A 13,101-nucleotide genomic window follows, 5' to 3' on the forward strand; every position below is an offset into this window, starting at 1 on the left:
TTGATAATTTTTTGTATTGTTTATGCTTCTTCCTTCCTCTGAAACCCCCTTATATAACCATCCTCTCCCCCAAATTGAACATTGGCTGAGAGAGCAAGGCTGCGAACAAGATGAAAAAGAACTGCATTGCTGGCATATTCAGCGACCTGCTTGGCAAGCGGAACTTTGGCTGGATATCGAGCAAATTATCGTGCGATATCTCCAAGTTGGAGAAGGTGGGCAAGATATCCAACGCGCGTTCAAGTATTCCCTCAGCCGACAAGATATAGAACGAGCTGTTTTTTCAGGACCATAACTAGGGAGTTGATAGTAGGTAGTTGATAGTAGGTAGTTGATAGTAGGTAGTTGCATTTCCTACTACCCACTACCCGCTACCCACTACCCACTACCTATTCCTAAACTTTGCCAAACCTCCGGTTCCGTTGCTGGTAGGCGCATAAAGCACGATGAAATTCATTGCGGTTAAAATCGGGCCAGAAAGATTCAGTTATATAAATTTCTGCATAAGCTATTTGCCAGAGAAGGAAATTCGAGACCCGCATTTCTCCACTCGTACGGATTAATAAATCTGGGTCACAAATTCCCTCAGTGTAGAGGTGACGTTCAAAAGTCGCCTCATCAATTTCATCTGGTTGGAGTGTACCTTGCTTTACTTTATGAGCAATTGTACGGCATGCGTGTAAAATTTCCTGTCTAGCCCCATAATTGGTCGCGACTGTGAATTTAATACCGCGATTGTTCTTCGTTTCTTCCATTGAACGAGCAATTTCTTGTTGAAGCGGATGAGGTAAGGCGCTCAAATTACCCACAAATCTAATTTGAACATTCTCCTCCATCATTTCCCGCAGTTCTTGGCGCAAAACACGCTGAAATAGAGTCATCAAAAAATCGACTTCTTCGGTGGGTCTTCCCCAGTTCTCAGTTGAAAAAGCATAAGCTGTGAGTGCCCCAATTCCCCAATCATCACAACAGCGAAGTAAATTTTTCAGCGCATCTACTCCCCGCTGATGTCCTACAAAGCGGGGGAGTCCTCGACGCTTGGCCCATCGACCATTGCCATCACAAATCACCGCAACGTGCTTGGGCAATAGTTCTCGTTTTAAATCAGGGGGCAACTCTTGCAGTTCAGTGTGTTGTGCTGTCATTTTTTATCTCGTCGCGAAGCAGTCGATGGTAATCCAAGTAAACGTGAAATCAGTGCTAGTGCCTTACCACGAATCTGACGACCCAAGCTCAATAAACCAGGAGCAACAGCCTCCCGATCTACAGTTGGGGAAAATCGAGCCTCTAATGACTCTTTCAGCTTCGTAGTAGTCAGTGGTCTATTGAGAGTTCCCCGTTCCGCTAAGGAAATAGAACCCGTTTCTTCTGATACAACGACACAAATGCAATTTTCGACGCGCTCAGTAATTCCCATTGCCGCCCGGTGGCGTGTTCCCAACTGGCGCGAAGCGGTACGTCCCGATAGCGGTAGAATTATACCTGATGCCACAATCCGCGAGCCACGAATCAACGTCGCCCCATCGTGTAATAAAGTTTTCGGCTGAAAAATTGTCTGTATAAGTTCCTTTGAAACTTCGGCATTTAGCTTTACTCCTGGCACGGAAAAATCCCGCTCATCAATAGGACCAGTGGTTTCCAAAATTAGCAAAGCTCCAATCCGGTTTTTTGACAATTCTTTAACAGCATCAACAATTTCATCAATTACACTATCAGATTTAGGTACCGCTAGACGGGACGGTTGAAACAACTGCCGGAATTCGCCACGTCCCAATTGTTCCAAAAAGCGGCGAAACTCTGACTGGAGAGCAACCGCCATTGCGACAGCACAACCAATCACTAACTTCTCTAGCACAAAGTTGAGCAGTTGTAGCTGCAATCTGCTACTGACTGCTGAAGCCAACATCAAAATAATAAATCCTCGCACCATCCACAGTGTCCGGCGCTCACTAATAATAACTAGTATCATGTACGTCAGCGCCAGTACTAACACAATATCCAGAGTCTCAACAAGCAAAGACTGTGACCTTCCTAGGTTTATCAGCCATTGCGTCCACCAATCTCCCATGACATCTGGATTTAACCCTTTGCCTTTAATAAAGTTAGTCAACACTTAACAGTCATTAGTCATTAGTTATTAGCTAATAACTAATGACTAATGACTAACTTTTGAGCCTTTCTGGTAGACAATCCTGTCGAATTAAGTCTTGATAAGTTTCGCGTTGCAAAATCAAATTTGCTTCGCCATTCGCTACTATAACAGCTGCCGGTCGAGGCAAGCGGTTGTAGTTCGATGCCATACTGTAATTGTAAGCACCAGTTGCCATGACTACGAGAATATCCCCTGGTTCAGTTTTTGGTACCTGGGCATCCTTAATTACAATATCTCCTGATTCACAATGCTTTCCGGCAATTGTTACAGTTTCTGTAGATGGAGCAGACAATCGATTGGCAACAACAGCGCGATACACTGACTGGTAAGTAATTGGGCGTGGATTATCAGACATTCCCCCATCAACTGCTATGTAGGTGCGTGTTTCTGGAATGACTTTGGAAGAGCCGATAGAGTATGCTGTCACACAAGCTGTTCCAATCAGGGAACGTCCTGGTTCAGATAATAATTTTGGCAAAGGCAAATTTGCTGCTGCACAAGCTTGGTGAATCACTTCACAAATCGGTTTGACCCACTCTTCGATGCTAGGTGGATCGTCTGATTCTGTGTACTTAATCCCTAAGCCGCCTCCCACATTCAACTCTTTGATTGATAAACCGTAAAGAGCAGCCTTACTTATCCACTGCACCATCACCCCAGCTAAATCTTGATGCGGTTGGCGTTCAAAAATCTGGGAACCTATGTGGGCGTGTAACCCTACACAGTTAACGACAGATTGTTGACTTACAAAAGTAAACAACTCATCGAGTTGATTGGGATCAAAGCCAAATTTACTATCCAGATGTCCCGTGCGAATGTACTCATGTGTGTGACATTCAATACCGGGTGTTAGCCGCAGCATAATGCGGATGGGGGAAGAGGGAGTGGAGGGAGATAAAGAGATTAATTTGTCTTCCCCTACTTCCCCTACTTCCCCTACTTCCCCTACTTCCCCTGCTATCTCCACCAAGGTATGCAACTCATACCAGTTATCCACAACAATGGTGCAGCCAGACTCAATGGCAAAAATCAGTTCTTGGCGAGATTTATTATTGCCGTGGAAGTAGATTTTATCGGGGCTTACACCCGCACTCAGGGCTGTGTGGAGTTCGCCCCCAGAGACGACATCTATTCCTAAACTTTCCGATGCAGCGATCGCGCAAACAGACACGCAACTCCACGCTTTAGAAGCGTACAGTACTTGAGATTCACCCTTGTAGTAGCGCTGGAAGTTGTCCCGGTACTGGGAACAAGCTATTCGCAGGGTTTCTTCATCTAAAATATATAACGGTGAACCAAATTGCTGAACTAGGGTTGTAACATCACAGCCACCTATTTCCAGATGGTCATGAGTGTTGATTCTGGCTGTCAACGGCAGAAGTTCCTGATTTGGGGAAAGACTTGTGTTTGTAGTGCTTGCTTGTGGCAAATACTGACTACCAGAATATTGAACCCCAGCAGGGTGTGTCGATACCATAACTATAAGAGTTGTCCTTGTTTAAATTACGGGCGTGAGTAAGTCCTCCGATTCCCAGTTTACAAAGGGCTTGTACCATTACAAACAAGTGTGAGCAAATTAGAATTAGAAATCCGACATCTAACTCCAGCTGATTTAACTGCCGTGCTAGAACTAGACAAAACCTGTTTTGGCGGTTTATGGACAATGGATGCCTACCAACGAGAGTTAGATAGTCCTAACAGTGATTTACTTGGTTTATTTTCCCCTGTCTGTGTCATCAAAGTACTGGGAATCGGTTGCTTTTGGTCAATTTTAGATGAAGCACACATTACTCTTTTGGCGGTTCATCCCCAATACCAACGTCAAGGTTTTGGACAGGCTTTACTATATTCTGTGCTAAAGACTGCTTGCGATCGCGGCTTGGAGCGAGCTACCCTCGAAGTGCGAGCTTCCAACTCGGCGGCAATTTCTTTATATCAGAAATTTGGCTTCAAAACCGCTGGACGTCGGCGGCGCTACTACAAGGATAACGATGAGGACGCCCTGATACTTTGGCTACCAGACTTGCAACAGCCGCAATTTCAACAAACTTTAGATAATTGGTACATCATTATTAATGACCATTAAACAAAAGCGTCTTGGTCATTAGTCATCCATCATTAGTATTAGATTAGCTTTTTATTCAATTTCTTATTTTCTTGTTTTATTTATAACGATTTTCGATTGAATGCAATAGAGCTGTAGGGGAGAACAGTCTTACTCTCCCTTTAAAGGCTAAGCGCAAAGGGCACGCGGAGTGCAAGCATTGCTCTTGTGTAGGAGGCAGGCGCTAGACTCTACAATTTAGCGTCTTCCATTATATAAGACATTATCATAAAGTTCAAAATCTTCTTGACAAGAACCCTGTAATATGATAAAAATTTTTCTTTGGGATTGAATAAAAATTTTTCAATCTAGCCATCAATTGTTCGTGGTCAAACCTAAAAAAGGTAAACCAGGTTACACTCCTCAGCACACTGGCCGCCCAAAAGTAAACAAAAGTAAAGAAAAGTCATAAAAATTTAGCGATCGCCCATAAGCCTGGGTAACTCGTGTCGGATGTCTATTTTCTTTATACAGGCATCCGCCAGTTTAGCCTGTGCTAAAATCAGCGTACCGGCACGACGCAGGTGATGGGATGAATGCCATATGTTTGAACGCTTCACAGAAAAAGCCATAAAGGTAATAATGCTAGCCCAGGAAGAAGCTCGCCGTCTTGGGCATAATTTCGTGGGTACCGAGCAGATCCTCTTGGGTCTGATTGGAGAAGGTACCGGAGTAGCGGCTAAAGTACTGAAGTCTATGGGCGTCAATCTCAAAGACGCTCGGATTGAGGTAGAAAAAATCATAGGTCGAGGCTCTGGCTTTGTTGCTGTGGAAATTCCGTTTACGCCACGGGCAAAGCGGGTACTGGAACTATCCTTGGAAGAAGCGCGCCAATTAGGGCATAACTACATTGGCACCGAGCATCTGCTGTTGGGCTTAATCCGAGAAGGGGAAGGTGTAGCAGCCAGAGTGCTAGAAAACCTAGGGGTGGATCTGTCTAAGGTAAGAACCCAAGTGATCCGAATGCTGGGAGAAACAGCTGAGGTGAGTGCGGGTGGTCAACCACGCGGGAACAAAACCCCTACTTTGGACGAGTTTGGCTCGAATCTAACCCAAATGGCAGCCGACGGCAAGCTCGACCCAGTAGTGGGACGCGCCAAAGAGATTGAAAGGGTGATTCAGATTTTGGGTCGCCGGACAAAAAATAATCCTGTGCTGATTGGGGAACCAGGGGTAGGTAAAACCGCGATCGCCGAAGGTTTAGCACAACGCATTGCCAACAAAGATATCCCTGACATCTTGGAAGACAAGCGTGTGGTAACTCTGGATATCGGTTTACTTGTCGCAGGAACCAAGTACCGGGGTGAATTTGAAGAACGCCTGAAGAAAATCATGGATGAAATTCGTCAGGCGGGCAATGTCATTCTCGTGATTGACGAGGTTCACACCTTAATTGGCGCAGGTGCGGCAGAAGGCGCAATCGATGCAGCAAATATCCTCAAACCAGCCTTGGCGCGAGGTGAATTGCAATGTATCGGAGCCACAACTCTAGATGAATACCGCAAGCACATCGAGCGGGATGCAGCCCTAGAGCGTCGCTTCCAGCCAGTCATGGTCGGTGAACCATCAGTAGATGAGACGATTGAAATTCTCTACGGACTGCGCGATCGCTACGAACAGCACCACAAGCTGAAAATCTCCGATGAAGCTTTGGTCGCAGCGGCGAAGTTGTCTGACCGTTATATCAGCGATCGTTATCTCCCAGATAAGGCAATCGACTTGATTGACGAAGCAGGAAGCCGAGTTCGCTTGATTAACTCCCAACTGCCCCCTGCAGCGAAAGAGTTGGACAAAGAACTGCGTCAGATTTTGAAAGAAAAAGACGATGCAGTCCGCGCTCAAGACTTCGACAGAGCTGGGGAATTGCGCGATCGCGAGATGGAAATCAAAGCCGAAATTCGCGCCATTGCTCAAACCAAGACCAATGCGACTCGTACTGAAGGTGACGAACCTGTCGTAACCGAAGAAGACATTGCTCACATTGTCGCTTCCTGGACTGGAGTTCCGGTGAACAAACTCACCGAATCCGAATCCGAGAAGTTGCTGCACATGGAAGACACGCTCCATCAGCGCTTGATTGGTCAAGAAGATGCTGTGAAAGCGGTTTCGCGGGCAATTCGTCGCGCTCGTGTCGGTTTGAAGAATCCTAATCGACCCATTGCGAGCTTCATTTTCTCGGGTCCCACAGGTGTGGGTAAGACCGAGTTGGCGAAAGCTTTGGCTTCTTACTTCTTCGGTTCTGAAGAGGCGATGATTCGCTTAGATATGTCGGAATACATGGAGCGCCATACCGTCAGCAAGTTGATTGGTTCGCCTCCTGGTTATGTCGGATATAACGAAGGCGGTCAATTGACCGAAGCCGTGCGGCGTCGTCCTTATACGGTCGTGCTGTTCGACGAAATCGAAAAAGCACACCCCGATGTCTTTAATATGCTGCTGCAAATTCTGGAAGACGGACGCTTAACCGATGCTAAAGGTCGCACCGTAGACTTCAAGAACACCTTACTGATTTTGACTTCCAATATCGGTTCTAAGGTGATTGAGAAGAGTGGTAGCGGTTTTGGCTTCGATGTTGCAGAAGATCAAACAGAAGCGCAGTACAACCGGATTAAATCTCTGGTTAACGAAGAACTCAAGCAGTACTTCCGTCCTGAGTTCCTCAACCGTCTGGATGAAATCATCGTCTTCCGTCAATTGAGCAAAGAAGAGGTCTCTCAAATCTCCGACATCATGCTCAAGGAAGTGTTTGGTCGCCTCACCGAAAAAGGCATCACACTGGAAGTTACCGACAGATTCAAAGACCGCCTCATCCAAGAAGGTTACAGCCCCAGCTACGGCGCAAGACCATTACGTCGAGCAATTATGCGCTTGTTAGAAGATAGCCTCGCCGAAGAGATTCTGTCTGGTCGCATCAAGGAGGGTGATACAGCCATAGTTGATGTAGATGATACTGGCAATGTGACGGTGAGAGCGGAACAGCGCCGGGAATTGTTGACCCCTGTCGTTGAATAGAAACAAAGAAGAAAAAAGAAAGAAGAAAGAAGATTAAATATTTCTTCACTCCTTGAATAAAAGGTAGAGTATGCAACTGCTCTACCTTTTTTTGTATTTCATTTCAGAAGGAAGCGAGTTCTATAATAAGACAAGATGAGTTCTTCTCAGAGGCTAGCTATGTTTGCTGTAGAATTTCAAGCTAATATCCAAAATGGCTTTATCGAAATACCCGAGCAATACAAATCACAATTCGTCACACAAAAAAGTATTAAAGTTATTCTGCTGAAACCAGAAGAAAATGCTCCCGTAGAAGACTTGATTGATAAACTGTTAAAGAATCCCCTACAAGTTGAGGAATTTCAGCCATTAAAACGAGATGAGATTTATGAGTGAACCTTCACAGTCTCTCTGTTTTCTAGATTCAAACATATGGCTGTATGCCTTAATAACTAGCACTTAAACTGACAAAAGACATGAGAAAGCTCGATATTTGATATCAAGCAAAGAGGGAGTGATAGTAACAAGTACTCAAGTCATTAGTGAGGTTTGCGTTAATCTGCTCAAAAAATCAATCCTGAATGAGCAGCAAATAGAAAACTTGATTAAATCTTTATTATATAAAATATCGAGTTATAGAGATAAATCAAGAAATTCTCTTAACAGCATCGCAATTGCGAACTCAATATCATTTCTCATTTTGGGATAGTTTGATTGTAGCTACTGCTTTATATGCAGATACTCGTATTCTTTTTTCTGAAGATATGCAAGACGGTTTAATCGTATTTAATAAGCTAGAAATAATCAATCCTTTAAAATAAGAAAGTAAGACAGCCGTACCCTGACGCACTGCATAAGAATGGAACAACAGTAAAGAGTTATAGCGTTTCCTAGTCTGGTGAGGTACAAATTTATCTGCGTCCATCTGCACGGCAGTTGCTACAACGGAGGGAACCTCCCTTCGGGTTCGGCAGTTCCTCTTTGGGGAAACCACCAAGACCGGACTGCCTCACCGCAACGCACTGCCTTGTCCATCTGCGGTTAATTCTTTCTTCCTGCACCTCACGAATATGGGAATCGCTATAAACTGCTCATACCAATTCTATATGAGGCTGCTTACTCCCTCAGGAATTGCTGTTGTAAATCCCCCCGCATTTATTTATGGGGATTCTCTTTTTACTTTTTAAAACCTATATCTATTCGTCGATTTGCCAAGAATCCTTGGTCAGATTTTCATCCAAAATCTTCTTCGGTCGCACAATCACAATGATTTTACCAAGTAGAGGAATTTCCGGTGCTGTTTCAAACCATTGAAACTCTAATTCACCAGAGTTATCAACCACAAAATAACTGCTAGCGTCCCATTCTCGCTCTTGCCGGTCTATGACAACCAACACAGATTCAGCGAGATTTTGTGTTTGGTTGGGAAAGCGATCGCTATTGCACAAAATCACCACCGGATCTTCTGCACTTAACAAAACTTGCCAACCTGGTAACGGTACCCAAGCTTGCTCTCCAGCAAACTTAACCAGACGAAATGGTTCTATCTCCTCTACTAAAGGTACTGCTTTCAGGTCTTTTGGTGTCAATGGCAACTCACCCACCACTGGTATGATACGCGGCAATTCTGCCTCTGATTCCAATCGGTAAAAGGGTAACAAGGGAGCAGGACGTTTAGGTACGACTGTAAAATCAGTCAACAACTGTTCGATTTGTTTCCTTGCTGTTTGTGAGTGAGCAAAACGTAAACCTTTGGCTATGAGGCGGGAGCGTTCTTGTAAGTCTGAGTTTTGGCGGGCTAGTTTCCAGCATTGATAAGCTATTGCATCTCCCGGATGATTTTCAAATCCCTCCGGTAAAGTACGGAAGCGGGAAAAATCCTTCATTGCTTTGGCGACTTCGCGCGCCTCATCAACGTCAAGTTTTTGTTGGAAGGTGAGTTCCGCAGCTGCGGCGCGTTCATCTTGGGTCAGCAGGCGCAGTTCGTATAAAACATCACTTCCACGTGTGGTGTAATGCGATCGCACTGCTTGGGATGCACCAGCCTTTTCTATAGAATTGTAAACTTGAGCGCCAACAATAACTTGGTTTTGTTGCATCGGCTCAAATCCAGTTGCTTCAAAAATAGCTTGGGGATCATAACCGAGTTTTTGCAGTTGGGCTATGGCAATTCCCCATTCCACCCAGGTACCTTGCTTTTGTCTGAGCTTTTGCAGCAATGGTGCCACATCGTTGTTATCAGAATTTTGAACATTGGGTGGTAGGTCAGTCATAATCCACTACGGTTCAGTTAAGGATTTTTGGTGAGATTCGCTGAGGTGTAGAGACGCGCCATGGCGCGTCTCTACATTGCCGTGCTGATAACTGTTTTGGTCTTATCTGAACGGTATTGAGTCATAATCCACTAACAAGCTTCAAGGGAAGGCGGTTTATACTTATGCAGCAAGTCTTATTGTATTGTCAAACAGTCAACTCCTAGCTGCATAAAGCATATACTTTAATACTCTACTGTCAAGCCGATTGATAGATTATCGATAAAAAAGACAGTTCATCGTTGTTTTATTTAGGTATTTACCCGCACAAATAATTTTAAAACAGTCAAAATTATTGTTGGAAAAATTATAAAGAAAGGTTTTAAGAGTCAATAGAAAAACCTAATATTAAGTATCTACTGCTTCCGAACGTGTTATATTTTAATCCATTTTGGTATTGAATATAACAACAAGATGAAGATTTAAAGGATTGCTTTTATGGATTATCAATTTCTGGAACTAGATAAGATTGGGTGTCAATTAATGACTATAGAGAAACCGAAAAAGCAGAAAATCTTGGTAGTGGATGACGAACAAGATAATCTGGATTTGCTTTACCGCACCTTCCGCCGCGACTTTAACGTCCTAAGAGCAGACAGTGGTATGAACGCTCTGCAAGTGTTGGCAGCAGAAGGAGAAGTCGCTGTTATCATATCAGACCAGCGAATGCCAGAAATGAAGGGAACAGAATTTCTCAGCAAGACTGTGCCTCAGTTTCCGGATACCGTAAGAATTATCCTCACAGGTTTTACCGATATTGAAGACTTGGTAGAGGCGATTAATGCAGGACAAGTTTACAAGTATATTACCAAACCCTGGAACCCAGGGGAGTTGAAGGCGGTGGTTCAGCAGGCGGCTCAAACCTATGATTTGCTCAAGCAACGAACAGAAGAATTGCGCCGTGCGACTGCTCAAGTGTCGCTGCTGAGTGTTTTAGTGCAGCTTACTCAAAACTCTCCCACTTTAGAGGCAACTCTCAACCCCATCGCTAGGATATTTGGTAAAAGTTGTGCGGCTGATGGTTGTATATTCCAGCTAGTAGAAGGTAATGCCTTAGTTGCAAAGCAAGGGACTTACAGTACTACAGGTACTGTAGAAAACTGGCTAGCTCAAGACCCACTCACAACCGAAGCGATCGCCCTTAAGGGCGCTGCGCTCCGCGCAATCGCCACTCACCAAATGCAAGTCTCGGTCAATGTACCTAACGACCAAAAATTGGCTGGTGTCGCTCATTACCCAGCTAACGGTGTTGAAGCACATCTGGTGATTCCGATAACCTATCACAACGAAGTGTTAGCGGTGTTATCACTACAGTGGAAACAACCCTGCAATTTGCGCCAAGATGACCTGAAATTCATTCATTTATCATCCCAACTGGTGGCGATTGTACTCCGCGCAGTGTCCTAAAGGGTAATCGCACTCACTTGTACTCGCTACTATCAACCTACAAAATAGTCAAAAGTCCAAAGTCAAGGGTTCAAAGTAAAACTCTTGACTCTTGACTCTTGACCCTTGACCCTTAACCCTTGACCGATGTCTAGTGAAATTCGTACTATTTTTAACCGCATTGCTCCTGTTTATGACCAGTTAAATGATTGGCTGAGTCTGGGACAACACCGCATATGGAAGGAAATGACAGTGAAATGGAGTACAGCCAAACCAGGAGATACAAGTCTTGATTTGTGTTGCGGTAGTGGAGACTTATCTTTCCGGCTGGCGCGGCGTGTAGGAAGAACCGGACAGGTGTATGGAGTGGATTTTTCTGCACAATTACTAGAAATTGCCAAAAAACGTTCTCAAAGCCAGTATCCCCAACCCAGCATCACTTGGGTGGAAGCTGATGTTCTGGACTTACCTTTTGAAGATAATAAATTTGATGCCGCAACAATGGGCTATGGTTTAAGAAATGTAACAGATATCCCCCGCTGTTTGAAAGAGTTACACCGCGTTCTTAAAGCGGGTGCTAAAGCCGCAATTTTAGACTTTCATCGTCCCAGCAGTCCTCAAAAGCGTGCCTTTCAGCAGTGGTATCTGGACAATCTTGTTGTTCCAGTCGCCAATCATCTAGGTCTCAAGGAAGAATACGCCTACATCAGTCCCAGCTTAGACCGCTTTCCCACAGGAAAGGAGCAACGAGAGATAGCTCGTCAAGTTGGTTTTGCAACAGCAACACACTACCCCATTGCGAACGGTATGATGGGAGTGCTAGTGATAACGAAAGCTGAGTAGTTAGTCGTTAGTAGTGACTAGCTAATAACTACTAACGACTAACTGATAAGTAATAACTAATGGATTGGTCTCACCTTTGGCTTTATGTGTCTCCCCCGGTAGTGGGTGGAATTATTGGCTATTTTACTAACGATATAGCCATCAAAATGTTATTCCGTCCCTACCGTGCAATTTACATCAGTGGACGAAGGGTACCTTTTACGCCTGGATTGATTCCCCGTAACCAGGAACGGCTTGCCAAGAATGTCTCAAATACAATCATGGGATCGCTGCTGACTCCAGAGGAGTTGCAAAAACTGGCGCGGCGATTGTTGCAAACCGAACGAGTACAAGGAGCAATTCTGTGGATATTACGACTGGCAATTGACCAACTAAAATCTGATAAAGAGCAGAAAACCGCCAAGATTTTGTCGGGAATATTGCGGGATTTGTTAGGGGAATCCTTACCTCGTCTTTTGAAGGTGTTGGCGCGGCGAGAAGACTTTTTGGAAGCACAGGTCAATCAAATTTTTGACCAGATATTACTGGATTTTCAACTTACAGAGGAACAAGCCACTCGCCTTGCTGATTGGTTGTTGCAAGTGGTTATACCGCCGGATGTACTGCGACAGACAATAATTGACTTTTTGACGGATCGCACAATTCAAACTATTGATGAAAGCTTTCGGGAAAAAACCAGCGGTACTTATTGGGTTGTGGCAAATCTATTTGGCTTACGCAATACTTTGAGCCGACTACGGACTTATTGCTTGGATGAAAAAGACGCTACCAATGCTCGTTTGCAGGACTTGCTTCAACAGTTGCAGGTGCGCGATCGCCTCAAGCAATTTCTGCTCAGTTTATCTTTACAAAATTTGCCAATAGGCACAGTTAGGCAACTGCGAAAAACGACACGCGAAAGCGTCCGCCATTACCTGCAAACACGCGGTAGCGACTTACTCCAAGGATTAGGTAGTTCCGTTGATTGGGAGAATATTGCCATGTTGCTGGTGAATCGACTCAGCACCTCTGGTGTTGTAAGTAGTTCGCTGGAAGTCGTCAGCAAAGAACTGGCTCTTGTTTTAGAGCGGTATTTGGAGAGAGATTTAGAAGCAATTGTGACTCAGGTCATCCCCATTTTGGCAATTGACCAGGTGATTGTTGACCGTGTAAAATCAACATCAGCTGCTGATTTAGAAGCAGCAATTGAGGGAATTGTCAAAAACGAATTGCAGGCAATTGTGAATTTAGGCGGTGTTTTAGGCTTTATTGTGGGATTGGTACAAGTCATATTTTTGCTCTTTAGTCAATCGTTATAGGCTCGTACCTTGGCT

The 13,101-nt window shown here is 44.6% G+C and carries 12 protein-coding genes; 7 read left to right on the plus strand and 5 right to left on the minus strand.

Annotated elements, in window-relative coordinates; genetic code table 11:
• Positions 1-22 precede the first annotated feature (22 nt).
• Positions 23-295 (plus strand): DUF3143 domain-containing protein, encoded by a 273-nt coding sequence (locus MAS10914_RS0125135; RefSeq protein ID WP_017318708.1) that lies wholly within the window; start codon positions 23-25, stop codon positions 293-295.
• A 100-nt stretch (positions 296-395) separates the two neighbouring features.
• On the opposite strand, the gene MAS10914_RS0125140 is transcribed toward MAS10914_RS0125135, so the two are convergent.
• From MAS10914_RS0125140 to lysA, 3 genes are all read right to left on the minus strand, one after another.
• Positions 396-1,145: an isoprenyl transferase gene (locus MAS10914_RS0125140; RefSeq protein ID WP_017318709.1), complete on the minus strand. Its 750-nt coding sequence runs from the start codon at positions 1,143-1,145 to the stop codon at positions 396-398.
• A complete protein-coding gene (gene cdaA / locus MAS10914_RS0125145) occupies positions 1,142-2,068 on the minus strand; it encodes a diadenylate cyclase CdaA (RefSeq protein WP_026082802.1) in 927 nt (308 codons plus the stop codon). The genes MAS10914_RS0125140 and cdaA overlap by 4 nt, the downstream gene beginning before the upstream one ends.
• A 94-nt stretch (positions 2,069-2,162) precedes the next feature.
• Positions 2,163-3,629: a diaminopimelate decarboxylase gene (gene lysA, locus MAS10914_RS0125150; RefSeq protein WP_017318711.1), complete on the minus strand. Its 1,467-nt coding sequence runs from the start codon at positions 3,627-3,629 to the stop codon at positions 2,163-2,165.
• Positions 3,630-3,719: 90 nt separating this feature from the next.
• On the opposite strand from lysA, the gene rimI reads away from it, so the two are divergent.
• Positions 3,720-4,238 carry a ribosomal protein S18-alanine N-acetyltransferase gene (gene rimI / locus MAS10914_RS0125155; RefSeq protein WP_017318712.1) on the plus strand — a complete coding sequence of 173 codons (519 nt, stop codon included), beginning with the start codon at positions 3,720-3,722 and terminating at the stop codon, positions 4,236-4,238.
• 434 nt (positions 4,239-4,672) lie between these two features.
• On the opposite strand, the gene MAS10914_RS34640 is transcribed toward rimI, so the two are convergent.
• Complete coding sequence (locus MAS10914_RS34640; RefSeq protein WP_198015074.1) at positions 4,673-4,828, minus strand: hypothetical protein; 156 nt, start codon at positions 4,826-4,828, stop codon at positions 4,673-4,675.
• On the opposite strand from MAS10914_RS34640, the gene MAS10914_RS0125160 reads away from it, so the two are divergent.
• Positions 4,800-7,268 carry an ATP-dependent Clp protease ATP-binding subunit gene (locus MAS10914_RS0125160; protein WP_017318713.1) on the plus strand — a complete coding sequence of 823 codons (2,469 nt, stop codon included), beginning with the start codon at positions 4,800-4,802 and terminating at the stop codon, positions 7,266-7,268. The genes MAS10914_RS34640 and MAS10914_RS0125160 overlap by 29 nt on opposite strands.
• Positions 7,269-7,403: 135 nt before the next feature.
• The gene (locus MAS10914_RS0125165) at positions 7,404-7,643 is read left to right on the plus strand and encodes a hypothetical protein (RefSeq protein ID WP_017318714.1); all 240 of its coding nucleotides are present in this window, start codon (positions 7,404-7,406) and stop codon (positions 7,641-7,643) included.
• A gap of 800 nt (positions 7,644-8,443) precedes the next feature.
• On the opposite strand, the gene MAS10914_RS0125170 is transcribed toward MAS10914_RS0125165, so the two are convergent.
• Complete coding sequence (locus MAS10914_RS0125170; RefSeq protein WP_017318716.1) at positions 8,444-9,520, minus strand: RuBisCO accumulation factor 1; 1,077 nt, start codon at positions 9,518-9,520, stop codon at positions 8,444-8,446.
• A 477-nt stretch (positions 9,521-9,997) separates the two neighbouring features.
• On the opposite strand from MAS10914_RS0125170, the gene MAS10914_RS0125175 reads away from it, so the two are divergent.
• The 3 genes from MAS10914_RS0125175 to MAS10914_RS0125185 all read left to right on the plus strand — a co-directional run bounded on the left by MAS10914_RS0125175 (position 9,998) and on the right by MAS10914_RS0125185 (position 13,086).
• Entirely contained in the window at positions 9,998-10,966 is a 969-nt protein-coding gene (locus MAS10914_RS0125175; protein ID WP_017318717.1) for a response regulator, read from the plus strand.
• 126 nt (positions 10,967-11,092) lie between these two features.
• Positions 11,093-11,788, plus strand: a complete 696-nt coding sequence (ubiE, locus tag MAS10914_RS0125180) for a bifunctional demethylmenaquinone methyltransferase/2-methoxy-6-polyprenyl-1,4-benzoquinol methylase UbiE (protein ID WP_017318718.1) — start codon at positions 11,093-11,095, stop codon at positions 11,786-11,788.
• A 59-nt stretch (positions 11,789-11,847) separates the two neighbouring features.
• Positions 11,848-13,086, plus strand: coding sequence for a DUF445 domain-containing protein (locus MAS10914_RS0125185; protein ID WP_017318719.1), 1,239 nt, complete (start codon positions 11,848-11,850; stop codon positions 13,084-13,086).
• Positions 13,087-13,101 lie beyond the last annotated feature (15 nt).

The organism is Mastigocladopsis repens PCC 10914 (assembly GCF_000315565.1).
Lineage (GTDB): Bacteria > Cyanobacteriota > Cyanobacteriia > Cyanobacteriales > Nostocaceae > Mastigocladopsis > Mastigocladopsis repens.

Bases quoted from the DNA above. Each gene is read 5' to 3' on its own strand.
- MAS10914_RS0125135 (WP_017318708.1), top strand. From the start codon at position 23: ATGCTTCTTCCTTCCTCTGAAACCCCCTTATATAACCATCCTCTCCCC.
- MAS10914_RS0125140 (WP_017318709.1), bottom strand. From the start codon at position 1,145: ATGACAGCACAACACACTGAACTGCAAGAGTTGCCCCCTGATTTAAAA.
- cdaA (WP_026082802.1), bottom strand. From the start codon at position 2,068: ATGGGAGATTGGTGGACGCAATGGCTGATAAACCTAGGAAGGTCACAG.
- lysA (WP_017318711.1), bottom strand. From the start codon at position 3,629: ATGGTATCGACACACCCTGCTGGGGTTCAATATTCTGGTAGTCAGTAT.
- MAS10914_RS0125160 (WP_017318713.1), top strand. From the start codon at position 4,800: ATGTTTGAACGCTTCACAGAAAAAGCCATAAAGGTAATAATGCTAGCC.
- MAS10914_RS34640 (WP_198015074.1), bottom strand. From the start codon at position 4,828: ATGGCTTTTTCTGTGAAGCGTTCAAACATATGGCATTCATCCCATCAC.
- MAS10914_RS0125165 (WP_017318714.1), top strand. From the start codon at position 7,404: ATGAGTTCTTCTCAGAGGCTAGCTATGTTTGCTGTAGAATTTCAAGCT.
- MAS10914_RS0125170 (WP_017318716.1), bottom strand. From the start codon at position 9,520: ATGACTGACCTACCACCCAATGTTCAAAATTCTGATAACAACGATGTG.
- MAS10914_RS0125175 (WP_017318717.1), top strand. From the start codon at position 9,998: ATGGATTATCAATTTCTGGAACTAGATAAGATTGGGTGTCAATTAATG.
- ubiE (WP_017318718.1), top strand. From the start codon at position 11,093: ATGTCTAGTGAAATTCGTACTATTTTTAACCGCATTGCTCCTGTTTAT.
- MAS10914_RS0125185 (WP_017318719.1), top strand. From the start codon at position 11,848: ATGGATTGGTCTCACCTTTGGCTTTATGTGTCTCCCCCGGTAGTGGGT.